Source organism: Frateuria defendens (assembly GCF_001182895.1).
Classification (GTDB): domain Bacteria; phylum Pseudomonadota; class Gammaproteobacteria; order Xanthomonadales; family Rhodanobacteraceae; genus Frateuria_B; species Frateuria_B defendens.
This window is the reverse complement of record NZ_LFQR01000003.1, coordinates 1-14,555: the sequence shown is the minus strand read 5'-3', so window position 1 is coordinate 14,555 and position 14,555 is coordinate 1. Positions and strand designations below refer to the sequence as shown.

The 14,555-nt window shown below is 70.2% G+C and carries 16 protein-coding genes; 11 read left to right on the top strand and 5 right to left on the bottom strand.

Going from position 1 to position 14,555, the window contains the following annotated elements:
- Positions 1-146: 146 nt before the first annotated feature.
- Entirely contained in the window at positions 147-572 is a 426-nt protein-coding gene (locus ACH65_RS00380) for an OsmC family protein (protein ID WP_049620584.1), read from the bottom strand.
- A gap of 137 nt (positions 573-709) precedes the next feature.
- On the opposite strand from ACH65_RS00380, the gene ACH65_RS00375 reads away from it, so the two are divergent.
- Both ACH65_RS00375 and ACH65_RS00370 read left to right on the top strand, forming a co-directional pair.
- On the top strand, positions 710-985 hold the full coding sequence (locus tag ACH65_RS00375) for a GNAT family N-acetyltransferase (protein ID WP_049620583.1): 276 nt from the start codon (positions 710-712) through the stop codon (positions 983-985).
- Positions 986-1,097: 112 nt separating this feature from the next.
- A complete protein-coding gene (locus tag ACH65_RS00370) occupies positions 1,098-1,790 on the top strand; it encodes a DUF1345 domain-containing protein (protein ID WP_049620582.1) in 693 nt (230 codons plus the stop codon).
- 30 nt (positions 1,791-1,820) lie between these two features.
- Here the strand turns inward: ACH65_RS00370 and ACH65_RS00365 are convergent, their stop codons facing one another.
- Entirely contained in the window at positions 1,821-2,303 is a 483-nt protein-coding gene (locus tag ACH65_RS00365) for a YajQ family cyclic di-GMP-binding protein (RefSeq protein WP_049620581.1), read from the bottom strand.
- 175 nt (positions 2,304-2,478) lie between these two features.
- Here ACH65_RS00365 and ACH65_RS00360 point away from each other — a divergent pair, with 175 nt between their 5' ends.
- Both ACH65_RS00360 and ACH65_RS00355 read left to right on the top strand, forming a co-directional pair.
- Positions 2,479-3,657: a BaiN/RdsA family NAD(P)/FAD-dependent oxidoreductase gene (locus tag ACH65_RS00360; protein WP_049620580.1), complete on the top strand. Its 1,179-nt coding sequence runs from the start codon at positions 2,479-2,481 to the stop codon at positions 3,655-3,657.
- Positions 3,621-4,616, top strand: a complete 996-nt coding sequence (locus tag ACH65_RS00355; RefSeq protein WP_082190055.1) for an NAD(P)-dependent oxidoreductase — start codon at positions 3,621-3,623, stop codon at positions 4,614-4,616. The genes ACH65_RS00360 and ACH65_RS00355 overlap by 37 nt, the downstream gene beginning before the upstream one ends.
- Here the strand turns inward: ACH65_RS00355 and ACH65_RS00350 are convergent.
- A complete protein-coding gene (locus tag ACH65_RS00350) occupies positions 4,613-5,098 on the bottom strand; it encodes a YaiI/YqxD family protein (RefSeq protein ID WP_049620578.1) in 486 nt (161 codons plus the stop codon). The genes ACH65_RS00355 and ACH65_RS00350 overlap by 4 nt on opposite strands.
- 232 nt (positions 5,099-5,330) lie before the next feature.
- Positions 5,331-6,212, bottom strand: coding sequence for a PhzF family phenazine biosynthesis protein (locus tag ACH65_RS00345; RefSeq protein WP_049620577.1), 882 nt, complete (start codon positions 6,210-6,212; stop codon positions 5,331-5,333).
- A 150-nt stretch (positions 6,213-6,362) separates the two neighbouring features.
- On the opposite strand from ACH65_RS00345, the gene ACH65_RS00340 reads away from it, so the two are divergent.
- The 6 genes from ACH65_RS00340 (at position 6,363) to ACH65_RS00315 (ending at position 12,008) form a co-directional block, all read left to right on the top strand.
- Positions 6,363-6,968 carry a rhomboid family intramembrane serine protease gene (locus tag ACH65_RS00340; RefSeq protein WP_049620576.1) on the top strand — a complete coding sequence of 202 codons (606 nt, stop codon included), beginning with the start codon at positions 6,363-6,365 and terminating at the stop codon, positions 6,966-6,968.
- A gap of 111 nt (positions 6,969-7,079) precedes the next feature.
- Complete coding sequence (locus tag ACH65_RS00335) at positions 7,080-7,490, top strand: hypothetical protein (protein WP_049620575.1); 411 nt, start codon at positions 7,080-7,082, stop codon at positions 7,488-7,490.
- A gap of 116 nt (positions 7,491-7,606) precedes the next feature.
- A complete protein-coding gene (locus tag ACH65_RS00330) occupies positions 7,607-8,707 on the top strand; it encodes an aminopeptidase (protein ID WP_082190054.1) in 1,101 nt (366 codons plus the stop codon).
- A 97-nt stretch (positions 8,708-8,804) separates the two neighbouring features.
- Positions 8,805-10,100 carry a dicarboxylate/amino acid:cation symporter gene (locus tag ACH65_RS00325; protein WP_049620574.1) on the top strand — a complete coding sequence of 432 codons (1,296 nt, stop codon included), beginning with the start codon at positions 8,805-8,807 and terminating at the stop codon, positions 10,098-10,100.
- A 340-nt stretch (positions 10,101-10,440) separates the two neighbouring features.
- Positions 10,441-11,652, top strand: a complete 1,212-nt coding sequence (pncB, locus tag ACH65_RS00320; RefSeq protein WP_049620573.1) for a nicotinate phosphoribosyltransferase — start codon at positions 10,441-10,443, stop codon at positions 11,650-11,652.
- Between the two features lie 128 nt (positions 11,653-11,780).
- Positions 11,781-12,008, top strand: a complete 228-nt coding sequence (locus tag ACH65_RS00315; RefSeq protein ID WP_049620572.1) for a hypothetical protein — start codon at positions 11,781-11,783, stop codon at positions 12,006-12,008.
- A gap of 278 nt (positions 12,009-12,286) precedes the next feature.
- On the opposite strand, the gene ACH65_RS00310 is transcribed toward ACH65_RS00315, so the two are convergent.
- Positions 12,287-13,093, bottom strand: a complete 807-nt coding sequence (locus ACH65_RS00310; RefSeq protein ID WP_082190053.1) for a MetQ/NlpA family ABC transporter substrate-binding protein — start codon at positions 13,091-13,093, stop codon at positions 12,287-12,289.
- A gap of 187 nt (positions 13,094-13,280) precedes the next feature.
- Here ACH65_RS00310 and ACH65_RS00305 point away from each other — a divergent pair, with 187 nt between their 5' ends.
- Positions 13,281-14,435 (top strand): nucleoside hydrolase, encoded by a 1,155-nt coding sequence (locus ACH65_RS00305; protein ID WP_082190052.1) that lies wholly within the window; start codon positions 13,281-13,283, stop codon positions 14,433-14,435.
- The last annotated feature ends 120 nt before the right edge of the window (positions 14,436-14,555 follow it).

The following is a 14,555-nucleotide window of genomic DNA, read 5'->3' as shown; positions in this document are numbered from 1 at the left end:
GTGTGCGCACTCTTGAAGCGTTCGCTGCGCGAACGCCGAAGGTGTGAGCTTTTCGCTTCCTGCTCTTGGGATCCCTATGCGGCGGTGAGGCTCGGTGCCGCGTGCGATCCGGGGATGGCCGCCGCGCTATTTCCGGCGCCATCCGCTCACTCCTCCAGCGCCGCATCCAGGCTGATCGCCGCCCTGATCACCTTCGACACCGGACACCCCTGCTTGGTCGCCTCCGCGATCTGCGCGAACCGCTCCGCCTCCGCCCCGGGTACTTTGGCGCGGCAGGTGAGGTGCACGGCGGTGATGGTGTAGCCGTCGCCGTCCTTGTCCAGCGACACTTCCGCCCGGGTCTCGATCCGCTCCGCGGTAAGGCCGGCCTGCTCCAGGCCGAGCGAGAGCGCCATCGAGAAGCAGCCGGCGTGCGCGGCGCCGAGCAATTCTTCCGGATTGGTGCCGGGGCCTTCCTCGAAGCGCGACTTGAAGCCGTAGGGCACGTCGCGCAGTGCGCCGGTCTCGGTGGAGATGGCGCCCTGGCCGTTCTTCAGGCCGCCGGTCCAGACCGCGGATGCTTGCTTCTTCATGGCAGGTCTCCCGATGAAAGCGCCTACTATCGCGGCGCGGGCATGCAGGCGACGCGAAAGCCGGCGAGGGCCCGCTTCACGGCCGGTTTCCGCGCCGCTGGCGTATGCTTCCCGCTCCGTCGCCCGTCGAGGCCAGCATGTCCTTCGAGATCCGGCACGATGCCGACCGGCAGCGCTTCCATACCACGGTCGAGGGCGCGCTCTGCGTGCTCGACTACAGCCTGGCCGGCGGCGTCATGACCATCGCCTACACCGGTGTGCCCACCGAGGTCGGCGGCCGCGGCATCGCCGCCGCGCTGGTGCGCGCCTCGCTGGACACGGCCCGCGAGCACGGCTGGAAGGTGGTGCCGGCCTGTTCCTACGCGGCGGCGTGGATGGGGCGCCACGTGGAGTACGAGGACCTGCGCGCCTGAGCCCTGCGCGCAGGGTTTTGCGCAGGGCCCGCGGACCGCGGCCCGTCGGGCTTGTCGTCGCGCGGTGCCAGCGGGCACCATCCTCGCCACCCGGTTCGCGGCAGGCGATGCGATGAGCGATGCTCCCGAGACGACTTCTCCGAAACGCCGCGCGCCGCCGCGCGGCTGGCTGCTGTGGCTGGTCTTGCGCCGGCGCCCGGCGCTGCTCCTGGGCGGTGTGGTGATGGTGCTGCTCGGCGGCGCGCTGGCCGCCGTCGGCGTGCGCGCCACGCATGCCTTCCTGTTCGGCTTCGACCTTGGCGTGCTGGTGTTTCTCGGCGTGCTGCTGCCGCAGTTCGGTCGCGCCACGCCGGAGCAGATGCGGGGCAAGGCGCGCGACCAGGACGCCGGGCGCTGGGGCATCCTGCTGTGCGGCGTGGCGCTGTCGGCGGTGATGCTGGTGGCGCTGGCCACCGAACTGCGGGCGGGGCACGGCGGCGGGTGGGCGGTCGCGGTGGCGGTGCTGAGCATCGCGCTCAGCTGGCTGTTCATGAACACGCTGTTCGCGCTGCACTACGCGCACGGCTACTACGGCGACTACGGCCAGCAGCACCAGGGCCTGGACTTCCCCGGCCTGGAGCAGCCGGACTACTGGGACTTCGCCTATTTCGCCATCGGCATCGGCATGACCTTCCAGGTCGCGGACGTGCAGATCACCAGCCGCTACCTGCGCCGCGTGGTGCTGCTGCACAGCGTGATCGCGTTCTTCCTCAACGTGTTCATCATCGCGGTGAGCGTGAACATCTTCGCCAGCCAGGTGGCGTGAGCCCGGCGCCGCGCGCTCGCGGCGGGGCCTTCAGTCGCGGAAGTTGTCGAACTGCAGCGGAATCGCCACCTCCGCCTGGCGCAGCGCGGCGATGGCCAGCTGCAGGTCGTCGCGCTTCTTGCCGCTAACGCGCAGCTTCTCGCCGTTGATCTGCGCCTCCACCTTGAGCTTGGCGGCCTTCAGCACGGCGATCAATGGCTTCGCCACCGCCTGCTCGATGCCCTGCTTGACGGTGATCTGCTGCCGCGCGCCGGCCAGGTTCACCTCCGGCTCCGCCGCGTCGAGCGCGCGGACGTCGATCCTCCGCGCCACGAGCCGCCCGCGCAGGATGTCCTGCATCTGCTGCAGCTGGAATTCGCTGGGCGCGCTCTGCGTGATCACGAACTTGTCCAGCTCGAACTTCGCGTCCGTGCCCTTGAAGTCGAAGCGGTTGGCCAGCTCGCGGTTGGCCTGGTCGACGGCGTTGGTGAGTTCGTGCTTGTCGACTTCGGAGATCACGTCGAAGGAGGGCATGGGCGGCTCGCGGGAAAGGGGCGCGCCAAGTCTAAGCGATGCGATTGAGCGATAATCCCGCCTCCTTCGACGCCGTCATGCCGGCGCGGGCCCGGAATCCGGCGTCGCGCCCGCGCGGCCCTGGCCCCGGCTTCCGCCGCCGCGACGGCCATGGCGTTACGCACACGGGCAGCATGTGAAGACGGATGTACTCATCATCGGCGCCGGCGCCGCGGGACTGATGTGCGCGATCGCCGCCGGGCGCCGCGGCCGCCGCGTGCTGGTGCTCGACCACGCCAACAAGGCCGGCAAGAAGATCCTGATGTCCGGCGGCGGGCGCTGCAATTTCACCAACCTCGGCACCACGCCGGCCAACTACCTCTCGGCCAATCCGCACTTCGCCAAGTCGGCGCTGGCGCGCTACACGCCGTGGGATTTCATCGCGCTGGTGGAGAAGCACCACATCGCCTACCACGAGAAGGAGCTCGGCCAGCTGTTCTGCGACGAGTCCTCCAAGCTGATCGTGCGCATGCTGCTGGGCGAGTGCGCGGCGGCGGGCGTGGATGTGCACACAAGCTGCGCGGTGGAGCGGGTGGGGCACACCGCGCATGGCTTCCACGCGCACACCGCGCGCGGCGAGGTGCATGCCCAGTCGCTGGTGGTGGCCACGGGCGGGTTGTCGATCCCCAGCCTCGGCGCCACCGGCTTCGGCTACGAGCTGGCGCGCCAGTTCGGCCACGCCGTGCGGCCCACGCGCGCCGGCCTGGTGCCGCTGACCCTGAGCGGCAAGCACCAGGAGCGCTACCAGGACCTGGCCGGCGTGGCGCTGCCGCAGGCGGAGGCGCGGGTGGGCAAGCGGAGTTTCCGCGCCGGCCTGCTGTTCACGCATCGCGGCGTGAGCGGGCCGTCGATCCTGCAGATTTCCTCCTACTGGCAGCCGGGCGAGGACTTGCGGCTCGACCTCGCGCCGGAGGCGGACGCGGGCGACTGGCTGTGCGCGCAGCGCGCGGCGCGACCGGCGGCGGAACTGAAGAACGTGCTTGCCGACCTGCTGCCGCGGCGGCTCGCGCAGCGCCTGTGCGAGCGCTGGTTCGACAGCCGGCCGATGCGCCAGTACCGCGAGCTTGAATTGCGCGAGCTCGGTCGCCAGCTACATGACTGGCCGCTCGTCGCCAGCGGCACCGAAGGCTATCGCACCGCCGAAGTGACCCTGGGCGGCGTGGATACCGACGCGCTGTCTTCCGCCACCATGCAGTCCAGGCTCGTGCCGGGGCTGTACTTCATCGGCGAAGTGGTGGACGTCACCGGCTGGCTGGGCGGCTACAACTTCCAGTGGGCATGGGCCTCGGGCCATGCGGCGGGCGAGGTGGCCTAGCTGGCGCTTCGCGCGACGCCGACGGTGACCATGCTCGACTGCCGCATTCGATCGACGAGGAGGTAGGCATGAAAGTCGGATTCATCGGTCTCGGGGCCATGGGCAGCGCCATGGCGAGCAACCTGATCGCGGCGGGGCATGCGCTCACCGTGTGGAACCGCTCGCCGGACGCCGCCGAGCCGCTGGCCGCGCTGGGCGCCAAGGTCGCGCGCACGGCCGACCGCGCCGCGCAGGGCGAGGTGCTGCACAGCATGCTGGCCAACGATGCGGCGGTGCGCGCGGTGTTCCTCGACGGCGGCCTGCTGGACGCGATGGAGCCGGGCAGCGTGCACGTGAACCACGCCACCATCTCGGTGGCGCTGGCGCGCGAGCTGGCCGCCGCGCACGCCGAACGTGGCATCGGCTACGTCGCCGCGCCGGTGTTCGGCCGGCCGGACGTGGCCGCGGCGGCCAGGCTCAACATCGTCGTCGCCGGCGCGGCCTCCGCGGTGCGCAAGGCCACGCCGCTGCTGGAGGCGCTGGCGGCGCGGCTGTGGCCGCTGGGCGAGGCGCCCGAGCGCGCCAACGTGGTGAAGCTCGCCGGCAACTTCATGCTCGCCGCGGCGATCGAGAGCATGGCCGAAGCCTCCGCGTTGACCCGCGCCTACGGCGTGAGCGCGGCGGATTTCCTCGAGGTGATGACCAGCACCTTGTTCGCCGCGCCCGCCTACCAGGGCTACGGCAAGCTGATCGCCGAGCAGCGCTACAAGCCGGCCGGCTTCGCGCTGCCGCTGGGTTTCAAGGACGTGGGGCTGGCCCAGGCCGCGGCCGAGACGGAGCGCGTGCCGCTGCCTTTCGCCGGCGTGCTGCGCGACAGCCTGCTGGAGGCGCTGGCCGCCGGCGACGAGGACGTCGACTGGTCGGCGCTGGCCGAGGTGGCCGCGCGCCGCGCGCGGCTGGACGAGCGCGGCAAAGGCTAGGGCGGCGAAGAAGGCTGGCGCGGCCGCCGCACCAGCCAGGCGTCGAGCTGGTTGGCGAAGGCCTGGCGGTCGCGCGGGTGGAAGGCGGCGGGGCCGCCGGTGTCGACGCCGGCGCCGCGCAGTTCGTCCATGAAATTGCGCATCGACAGGCGCTGGGCGATGGTGTCGGGCGTGTACAGCTCGCCGCGCGGATGGATGGCCAGCGCGCCCTTGGCGATCACCGCGGCGGCCAGCGGGATGTCCTGCGTCACCACCAGGTCGCCGGCCGCCACGCGGCGCGCGATCTCCTCGTCCGCCACGTCGAAGCCGCCCGGCACCTGCACGGCGCGCACGTAGCGCGAGGCCGGCGTGCGCAGGTACTGGTTCGCCACCAGCGTCACCGGCACCCGGGCGCGCTCGGCGGCGCGGAACAGGATCTCCTTGATCGCCACCGGGCAGGCGTCGGCATCGACCCAGATCTGCGGTAGCCGGGGCTCGCTCATGGTGTCCCTTGGGTGGGGCGGCGCCTCGCTTTGCTTCCTCTCCCCTCCGGGGAGAGGATCGAGGTGAGGGGCGGGTGCTCGCGAAAACGCTCGCATGAAGCGAGGGTGGGGCGAGCATGCCCCATCACCCCAGCCCTCTCCCCAGAGGGGAGAGGTGGTCGGTTGCGGTAAGCGTGATGGCCTCGTGCCTGATTGCCGCTGCCCGCAGGAAGCGCGCGAACCGACATCGGGCTCACAGTCCGTCCCAGTGCAGGGTGCCGTCGATCACCGTGTTGGTGCGCCCGCCGATCCACACCGTGCCGTCCACGATGCGCGCCACCAGCCGCGCATCGTGGCCGATCTCGCGGCCCTGGCTCACCGCGTAGCCACGTGCCAGCGGCCCGTGCGGCTCGCTGTGCGCGATGTAGGCGGCGATCAGGCCGTTGGCGGCACCCGAGGCGGGGTCCTCGACGATGCCGACGCCGGCCGGGAAGGCGCGCACGGCCAGCGCGTAGTCCGCCTGCGCGCTGCGGGCGAAGGCGCACAGGCCCATGCTGTCGCTGGCCTGGGCCAGTGCACGGATCGCCTCGTGGTCGGGCCGCCAGGCGCGCAGGCTGGCCTCGTTCGCGCATTCGGCCAGCCACCAGCGGCGGCCACCGTCGACCAGCGCCGGCGGCAGCACGCCGACGTCGATGCCTTGCAGGGCAGAGGGGAGCAGGGGATGGGCGTCGAGTCCGGTCTGCAATACCTGCGCGTCGGGCGATTGCAGCAGCAGCTGGCGCCCGGCGTCGCCGCCTTCCACCCGGATAGGCAGCACGCCGGCGCCGCACTGCTGCCACAGCAGGCCGTCGACAGGTTGGGCGAGACCGCAGTCGAGCACGGCGTGGGCGCTGCCGATGCTGGGGTGCCCGGCGAAGGGAATCTCCTTGTGCGGGGTGAAGATGCGCACGCGATAGCTTGCCTTCGGCGCGTCGGGCGGCAGCAGGTAGGTGGTCTCGACCAGGTCGGACCAGTGCGCGAAGCGCTGCATCTGCGCCTCGGTCCAGTCGCGCGCGTCGACCACCACGCCGAGGTGGTTGCCTCCGCCGCGTTTGGCGGCAAAGACGTCCAGGTGGAAATAGCGGATCGGATCCATGGGCAGGCGGGGAACGGCGAGGGGAGCCCCGCATGATAGCGGCCGCCACCGTTCGCGGGCAGGGGCGCGGCGCCGGCGCGGGTCGACAAGCCGGCGTCGGCCCGCCAAGATGCCGCCTTTGCGTCCCCCGTCTATCCGAGGCAAGCCTGCATGCTGATCACCCTGGGCATCATCGCCGTCACCTGTATCGTCTCGTTCCTGGCGTTCAAGAACCCGCGCCTGATGGACGACCTGATCCTGTGGCCGCCGGCGATCGAGCGCAAGCGCGAGTACCACCGCCTGGTGACCTACGGGCTGGTGCACGCGGACGCGGGGCACCTCTTGTTCAACATGCTCACGCTGTTCTTCTTCGGCCGGGTGATGGAGGGCTTCTACGCCGCGCGCTTCGGCACCTTCGGCTTCCTGCTGTTCTACCTCGGCGGGCTGGTGGTCTCGATCCTGCCGACCTACCTGAAGAACCGCCACAACGCCTCCTATCGCAGCCTTGGCGCGTCCGGCGCGGTGTCGGCGGTGCTGTTCGCCTTCATCCTGCTGGCGCCTTGGTCGCGCATCATCGTGCTGGTGCTGCCGATGCCGGCGATCCTGTACGCCGTGCTCTACATCGGCTACTCGATCTACATGGACCGCGCGGGGCACGACAACGTCAACCACAGCGCGCACCTGTGGGGCGCGGCCTACGGCGTGCTGTTCACCGTGCTGATGAACCCGGCGGTGCTGCCGTACTTCCTCAACCAACTCGCGCAGCCGCGCTTCTAGCGGCCGGCCCAACGCCGGCGAAATGGCGCGGCGCCGGACCGGCGGTGCTCAGGGCGTATTCAAGCGGTGGCGACTAGCGTGGAAGCGTCCTCCCATATGCGGAGAGGTGTCATGAAACGCTTCCTTGCCGGCTCGATCCTGGTGGCGGCGGCCGCCGTTCTCGGCGGCTGCTACTACGACCCCGGCTACAGCTACGTGCGCAGCAGCGGCTACGCTGGCGACGCCTACTACGGCACCGGCAGCACGGTGGTGTACGACAGCTATTCGCCGGGCTACTACGGTTACTACGGCTGCTGCTATTCGCCCGGCGTGAGCGTGGGTATCAGCAGTGTGTGGTATGACCGGCCGCACTACCGCTATCGCGGCCGCGACTGGGGCTACCGCGACAACTGGCACGGCCGCGACAACTGGCACGGCCGTGGCGACTGGCGCGGCCATGGCGATTGGCACGGCCATGGCGATTGGCACGGCGGCCGCGGCAACTGGCGCGGCGGCCGCGGCGGCTGGGACCATCGCCACTGAACTCCGCCCACTGAGCCCGTCCGTCACCGGCGAGACAGGCCGCATCCTCGCCCGGGCCAGGCGCGTGAGCGGCTTGGCCCGGCGAAGGCCGTCCGGGCCTGAGGCACAATGGCGGCATGCCGGATGCCGTCCCGTCTTCGCCGTCTCCCAAGCTCCGCTGGATCGCGCTGGCCGCGGCGGCCCTGCTACTGTCCGCCTGCGGCAGCCTGCGCTACTACTCGCACGTGGCGCGGGGGCAGGGCGCGCTGCTGCTGCACCGCCAGCGGATCGACAAGCTGCTGCACGATCCGGCCACCGACCCTAAGCTCGCGCGCCGGCTGTCGCTGGCGCTCGCGGCGCGCCGCTTCGCCTCGCACGGGCTGGCGCTGCCGGACAACCGCAGCTACACGCGCTACGTGGACCTGCATCGCCCGTACGTGGTGTGGAACGTGTTCGCCACGCCGCGCCATGCGGTGGAGGCGGTGCCGCAGTGCTTCCCCATCGCCGGCTGCGTGGCCTATCGCGGCTACTTCGACGCCGGCCTGGCGAAGCGCGCGGCGGCGAAGCTGGAATCGGCGGGCGACGATGTGTGGGTCGGCGGCGTGCCGGCGTATTCCACGCTGGGCTGGTTCGCCGACCCCATCCTCTCCAGCATGCTGCGCTGGGACGACGACGAACTGGCGGGCACCATCTTCCACGAGCTGGCGCACCAGCTCATCTACGTGAAGGGCGACACCGCCTTCAACGAATCCTTCGCCAGCTTCGTCGAGCGGGAAGGCCTGCGCGCATGGCGGCGCGAGCAGGGGCTGCCGCCGCCGGACGGGCGCGGGCAGGCGCTGGAGGACGGCTTCACCCGCCTGGTGCTCGACCTGCGAGAACGGCTCAAGGTCGCCTATGCCCGCGGCGGCGGGGAGGCCGCGCAGGAGACGGCCAAGCGGCGCGAGATCGACGCCTTCCGCGAGCGCTACCGGCAATGGCGCGATGCGCAGCGGCCGGCGGCCCACGGCTACGACGCCTGGGTGGCGGCGCCGATCAACAACGCGCGCCTGCTGCCGTTCGGCCTCTACGACCAGTGGACGCCGGCCTTCGCCGTGCTGTTCCGGCAGGCGGAGGGGCAGTGGCCGGCGTTCTACGCCAGCGTGCGCCGGCTGGCCGGCGAGCCGCAGGCGCAGCGCGGCAAGCGGTTGCAGGCGCTGCTGGACGCGGCGCCGCCGGCGGCGCCTGTCGCCGCGCCCTGACTGTTTCCATTGGCGAACGCTGCGTTTCCATTTGGCCGTCTGGATGGCCGGGCCTGGTGTATGGTCGCCGATTCGCAACGGCATCCGTGGAACACACATGAACATCCTCGCCTGGTGGTTCGGCATCCGCTTCTGGAAGCGCGTGCTGGGTGGTTTCGCGCTGGGCGCGCTGGCGGGCTGGCTGCTGGGGCCTGCCGCGGTGGCCTGGTTCCAGCCGCTGGGCACGCTCTACATCACGCTGATCAAGATGATCGCGGTGCCGCTGGTGTTCTTCGCGGTGGTGCACAGCGTCTCCAGCCTGCATGGCTTGCAGCGCATGGCGGCGCTGGGCGGGCGCACCTTCCTGTGGTTCGCGATCACCGCCGCGCTGGCGGTGGGCGTGGGCCTGCTGGCGGCGCACCTGATCAACCCGGGCCTGGGCGTCGGCGAGCTGAAGATGGCCGGCGACTACAAGCCGCGCGAGGTGCCCACGGCGGTCAAGGTGCTGCTGGACGTGGTGCCGGCCAATCCGTTCAAGGCGTTGACCGACGGCAAGATCCTGCAGGTGATCTTCTTCGCCGGCCTGCTCGGGCTGGCGCTGGTGAAGATCGGCGAGAAGTCGGCACGCCTGCGCGTGCTGTTCGGCGAGGCCAACGACGCGATGATCCAGGTCACCCGCTTCGTGCTGGAGGTGACCCCGCTGGGCACCTTCGGCCTGATCGCCGCACTGGTCGGCGGCTACGGCTTCGCCCAACTGCTGCCGCTGGGCAAGTTCGTGCTGGCGCTGTATCTCGCCTGCATCGTGCAGATCGTGGTGGTCTACGGCGGCCTGCTGCTGGCGCACGGGCTCAATCCGGTCAAGTTCTTCCGCGGCGTGTTCCCGGCGATGCAGGTGGCCTTCACCTCCTCCTCCAGCTTCGCCTCGATGCCGGTGGCGCTGCGCAGCGTCACCCACAACCTGGGCGTGAAGCCCGAATACGCCGCCTTCGCGGTGCCGCTGGGCGCCAGCATCAAGATGGACGGCTGCGGCGCGATCTACCCGGCGATCAGCGCGATCTTCGTGGCGCAGTACTTCGGGCTGCACCTGGACGCCTCGCAGTATTTCATCGTGCTGCTGGCCTCGGTGCTCGGCTCCTTCGGCACCGCCGGCGTGCCGGGCACGGCGATCGTGATGGTGACTCTGGTGTTGAGTTCGGCCGGCCTGCCGGTGGAGGGCATCGGCTACCTGGTGGCGATCGACCGCATCCTCGACATGATGCGCACCATGACCAACGTGACCGGACAGATGCTGGTGCCGGTGTTGGTGGCGCGGGAGCAGGGGCTGCTCGACCTCGACACCTACGAGCACGCGAGCGGCAATCTGGGCGCGGCGCCGGCGGAGCCGGCCATGGGCGGGCAGCAGCCGGCGCACTGAGCCTTCCGGAGCGGGGCCGTCGTGCCTTGCCCCGTAGCTTGCCGGAAGCTGAACAAATCGGGCGGCGCCCTTGAACTCGTTCGGGTACGGCCACACTAAGCCAACGTATCGCCGTGACGGCGACACCTAGACGGTTCGCTACGGCGGGTCGTCGGGGGTCGGTTCCCTCTCCCCCTTTGAGCCCCGACCCGACAAAGCCCCGGCAGCTCCTCCCCTGGCTGCCGGGGCTTTAACTTTTCCGGCCGCGCGCCATGTTCCGGCGGTTTGCTCCGGCCGACCCGGCCCCATAATGGCGTGATGCGGCGTGCAGAGGGTGCGCGCCGATCCGCGTGGATTGCCGATGATCATCCAGTCGTTGCTCGACACCGACCTGTACAAGTTCTCCATGATGCAGGTGGTGCTGCACCACTACCCGGCCGCCCAGGTCGAGTACAAGTTCAAGTGCCGCACGCCGGGCGTGGACCTGGTGCCCTACATCGGCGAGATCCGCGAGGAGCTGGCGGCGCTGTGCGCGCTGCGCTTCAGCGAGGACGAGCTGGACTACCTGCGCGGCTGGCGCTTCATCAAGAGCGACTTCATCGACTTCCTCGCCCTGTTCCACCTCAACGAGAAATATGTGGAGATCGCGCCGGCCGCGGGCGGCAACGGCGAGATCGAGATCCGCATCCGCGGGCCGTGGCTGCACACCATCCTGTTCGAAGTGCCGCTGCTGGCGATCGTCAACGAGGTCTACTTCCGCAATACCCAGCCCGGCCTGGACCTCGCCGAGGGCCGCCGCCGCCTGCGCGAGAAGATCGCGCTGCTGGGCGACACCGAGGGCTACGCCGACTGCCGCATCGCCGACTACGGCTCGCGCAGGCGCTTTTCCCGCGCCTGGCACGCGGAGGTGGTGCGGGCCCTGCGTGACGGGCTGGGTTCGCAACTGGCCGGCACCAGCAACGTCTGGCTGGCGCGCGAGCTGGGGCTGACCCCGCTGGGCACGCTGGCGCACGAGTACCTGCAGGCGCACCAGGCGCTGGGCCCGCGCCTGCGCGACTCGCAGGTGGCGGCGCTGGAGGCCTGGGCGAAGGAGTACCGCGGCGACCTGGGTATCGCGCTCTCCGACGTGTACGGCCTGGACGCCTTCCTGCGCGACTTCGACATGTACTTCTGCAAGCTGTTCGACGGCACCCGCCACGACTCGGGCGATCCGTTCGTATGGGGCGAGCGCATGCTGGCGCACTACCGCGCCAACCGCGTGGACCCGCGCAACAAGGTGCTGGTGTTCAGCGACAGCCTGGACATCCCCAAGGTGATGCAGCTCTACGCGCACTTCCGTGGACGCTGCCAGCTGGCCTTCGGCGTGGGCACCAACCTCACCAACGACGTCGGCCCGGCGCCGCTCAACATCGTCATCAAGATGGTCCGCTGCAACGGCCAGCCGGTAGCCAAGCTCAGCGATTCGCCCGGCAAGAACATGTGCGAGGACAAGGCCTACGTGGCCTACCTGCGGCAGGTGTTCGAGATCCCGGAGCCGGCCGCGGTGGCGGAGCCGCTCGTCCCGGCGGGCTGATCCGCGCCGCCGCACGGACTGCGGACCATGTGCCCTGGCGCCTGGGTGGGCGGCGTCCACGCGGGCATCACTTCGCATTGATCCCGCCTGGGCGATGGTCGCTGCCTGGTCAGCGAGGGCACCCATCGATGAACCTGTCAGGCATCCGTTCCGGCAAGCAGCGCGCGCACTCCACGGTGCCGCCCATTTTCGCCGCGGCCGGCCAGCGCGACCGGCAGGCGTCGCCGCCGTCCGGGTCCGAGCCGTCGGAAGAGGGCACGCGGGCGCCGAGCCGGCCCGAGGACAGCACGCCGAGCGGCGACGCCTTGAACGATACGGGCGAGGACAACCAGCGCCAGAAGGAAGCAAGGGAATAAGCCACGGCGGGGCGTATTCGATCGGGCCACCGATCGGGAGGGTGCCGCGCCGCTCGCTGGACGGTCGTACGCACGGCGCTCGTCATGCCGGCGCAGGCCGGCATCCAGGGCGCCATGGCACAGCGTGGCGATGGCGCCCCTGGGCCCCGACCTTCGCCGGGACGACGGGTTCGGGGCTTGATCTTAAACGTGGCGAGCGCGGCGGTGGCCCGGCCGAAGGTGTGTCGCGCCGACCGCTCCCGTCATGCCGGATGGAGCAGGCCGGGCCGGCAGCCCTCTCAGAACGCCGGCAGCACCGCGCCCTTGTAGTGCTCCTCGATGAAGGCCTTCACCTCGGGGCTGGTCAGCGCCTTGGCGAGCTTCTGCACGCGCGGGTCGTCCTTGTTGTCGGGGCGGGCGACCAGGTAGTTCACGTAGGGCGAGTCCTTGCCCTCGATCAAGAGCGCGTCCTTGGTCGGGTTGAGGCCGGCGGCCAGCGCGTAGTTGGTGTTGATCAGGGCGAGATCCACCTCGTCCAGCGTGCGCGGCAGCATCGCCGCTTCCAGCTCGCGGAACTTCAGGTGCTTGGGGTTGGCGGTGATGTCCTTCTGCGTGGACATCTCGTTGTCCGGGTCCTTCAGCGTGATCAGGCCGTGCCGGGCGAGCAGCAGCAGCGCGCGGCTGTTGTTGCTGGGGTCGTTGGGCATGGTGACATGGGCGCCATCGGGCAGCTGGTCGATGCTCTTGTACTTGCGCGAGTAGGCACCGAACGGCTCGATGTGCACGCCGGTGACAATGGTGAGGTTGGTGCCGCGCTCGCGGTTGAAGGCGTCCAGGTACGGCTTGGTCTGGAAGTAGTTGGCGTCCACCGCCTTCTCCACCACCTGCACGTTGGGCTGCACGTAGTCGGCGAACACCTTCACTTCCAGGTCCACGCCTTCCTTCGCCAGCAGTGGCTTCACCTGCTTGAGGATCTCCGCGTGCGGCACGGCGGTGGCGGCCACCACCAGCTTCTGGCCGGCCTGGGCGTCGTCGCCGGCGCCGGAGGAGGAGCAGCCGGCCAGGGCGAGCAGGGGGGCGGCGAGGAAGGCGAGCAGTTTCTTCATGATGGCCTGGAATTCCTGTGCGGTTCGGCAGGATAGCCGTCCGTTTTGGGGGATGCAAAGTTGCGCCAGGGCGCTGCGCACCCGTTCGCGGCCGGCCGGGGGCGACACAGCGCCGCACCGGATTGTTGGGCCATGGCCCGCCAAATACAGTCGGAATGCGAAGTTCCAACCCGAGAGAAAAGACCCGATGACTCGACCGACTCGCCGGCCGCCGTGCGCGCGCCTCGGCTTCCTGGCGGCTGGCCTGCTTGCCGCCGCGTTCTCCCTCCAGGCGCAGGCCGGCGCGCCGCGCAAGGTCATCCTCGACGACGATGGCTTCGGCCTGGCGACCTGGCTGGCGGTCAAGGCGCCGGACACCGAGGTGCTCGGCCTCACGGCGGTCAGCGGCGACGTCTGGAACAAGGAAGCCGTGGCCCACGGCCTGCGCGGACTGGAGCTGCTCGGCCGCGCCGACATCCCGGTGGTGCCGGGCGCCACCTATCCGCTGCTCAACTCCGAGGCGCTCACCGACCGCTGGGAGGCGCTCTACGGCAAGCTGGTGTGGAAGGGCGTCTGGATGAAGAAGTGGGTGGAGCCCACCGTGCAGAGCCTGCCGCCCTACCACGGCCCCGACGTGGTGCCCGACCTGCCGGAGGGCAATCCGACCACCAGGCCGGCCGCCGAGATCGCCGCGAACTTCCTGATCCGCAAGGTGCACGAGTTCCCGGGCCAGGTCACCATCATCGCCACCGGCCCGTTCACCAATTTGGCGCTGGCGCAGCGGCTCGACCCCGAGTTCGCGAGCCTGGCCAAGGAGCTGGTCTACATGGGCGGCAGCCTCAACCCGCACCAGGTGCGCGAGGGCGTGTCGGCGGCGCAGTTCGCGCGCGAGTACGTGAACTCGCCGCGGCGCGAGTTCAACTTCCGCTTCGATCCGGAGGCGGCCAGCATCGTGCTGCGCGCGCCGTGGAAGAAGATCGTGATGATCCCGTCCGACCCTTCCACCGCCACCGAGTTCTCGCAGGCGCTGGTGGATCGCCTGAGCGCGGTGGATTCGCCGATGGCTCGCCTCATCAAGCAGCGCGGCCCGACCAATTTCCCGCTGTGGGACGAGATTGCCACCGCGGTGTGGCTCGATCCTTCGTTGATCAAGCAGAAGGACGAGCTGTACGTGGACGTGGAGACGCAGTTCGGCCCGAGCTACGGCGACACGCTGTCGTGGCTGCCGGGCTACCAGCCGGGCCTGGGCGAGCAGCGCGAGACGGTGGTGCGCTCGATCGACGTGGGCCGCACGGAGAGGTTGATGGCCGATGTGATGGCGCGGCCGCAGCCGAAGGGCGCGGTGGCCGAAGCTGGCCGCTAAGAGTCTGTCCGCGATCCCTTCCTGCTGGTATTCGTATTCGCGAGGGAGGGCTTGCAGTGCTGTTGAAGCCCCATTGGATCCTTGCCGGCCTTTGGCCGGAGTTTCGCCCTCCTGCCGGAG

Excerpts from the sequence above, each read along its gene's own strand:
- ACH65_RS00380 (WP_049620584.1), bottom strand. The coding sequence starts at position 572 with ATGAAGAAGCAAGCATCCGCGGTCTGGACCGGCGGCCTGAAGAACGGC.
- ACH65_RS00375 (WP_049620583.1), top strand. The coding sequence starts at position 710 with ATGTCCTTCGAGATCCGGCACGATGCCGACCGGCAGCGCTTCCATACC.
- ACH65_RS00370 (WP_049620582.1), top strand. The coding sequence starts at position 1,098 with ATGAGCGATGCTCCCGAGACGACTTCTCCGAAACGCCGCGCGCCGCCG.
- ACH65_RS00365 (WP_049620581.1), bottom strand. The coding sequence starts at position 2,303 with ATGCCCTCCTTCGACGTGATCTCCGAAGTCGACAAGCACGAACTCACC.
- ACH65_RS00355 (WP_082190055.1), top strand. The coding sequence starts at position 3,621 with ATGGGCCTCGGGCCATGCGGCGGGCGAGGTGGCCTAGCTGGCGCTTCG.
- ACH65_RS00350 (WP_049620578.1), bottom strand. The coding sequence starts at position 5,098 with ATGAGCGAGCCCCGGCTACCGCAGATCTGGGTCGATGCCGACGCCTGC.
- ACH65_RS00345 (WP_049620577.1), bottom strand. The coding sequence starts at position 6,212 with ATGGATCCGATCCGCTATTTCCACCTGGACGTCTTTGCCGCCAAACGC.
- ACH65_RS00340 (WP_049620576.1), top strand. The coding sequence starts at position 6,363 with ATGCTGATCACCCTGGGCATCATCGCCGTCACCTGTATCGTCTCGTTC.
- ACH65_RS00335 (WP_049620575.1), top strand. The coding sequence starts at position 7,080 with ATGAAACGCTTCCTTGCCGGCTCGATCCTGGTGGCGGCGGCCGCCGTT.
- ACH65_RS00330 (WP_082190054.1), top strand. The coding sequence starts at position 7,607 with ATGCCGGATGCCGTCCCGTCTTCGCCGTCTCCCAAGCTCCGCTGGATC.
- ACH65_RS00325 (WP_049620574.1), top strand. The coding sequence starts at position 8,805 with ATGAACATCCTCGCCTGGTGGTTCGGCATCCGCTTCTGGAAGCGCGTG.
- pncB (WP_049620573.1), top strand. The coding sequence starts at position 10,441 with ATGATCATCCAGTCGTTGCTCGACACCGACCTGTACAAGTTCTCCATG.
- ACH65_RS00315 (WP_049620572.1), top strand. The coding sequence starts at position 11,781 with ATGAACCTGTCAGGCATCCGTTCCGGCAAGCAGCGCGCGCACTCCACG.
- ACH65_RS00310 (WP_082190053.1), bottom strand. The coding sequence starts at position 13,093 with ATGAAGAAACTGCTCGCCTTCCTCGCCGCCCCCCTGCTCGCCCTGGCC.
- ACH65_RS00305 (WP_082190052.1), top strand. The coding sequence starts at position 13,281 with ATGACTCGACCGACTCGCCGGCCGCCGTGCGCGCGCCTCGGCTTCCTG.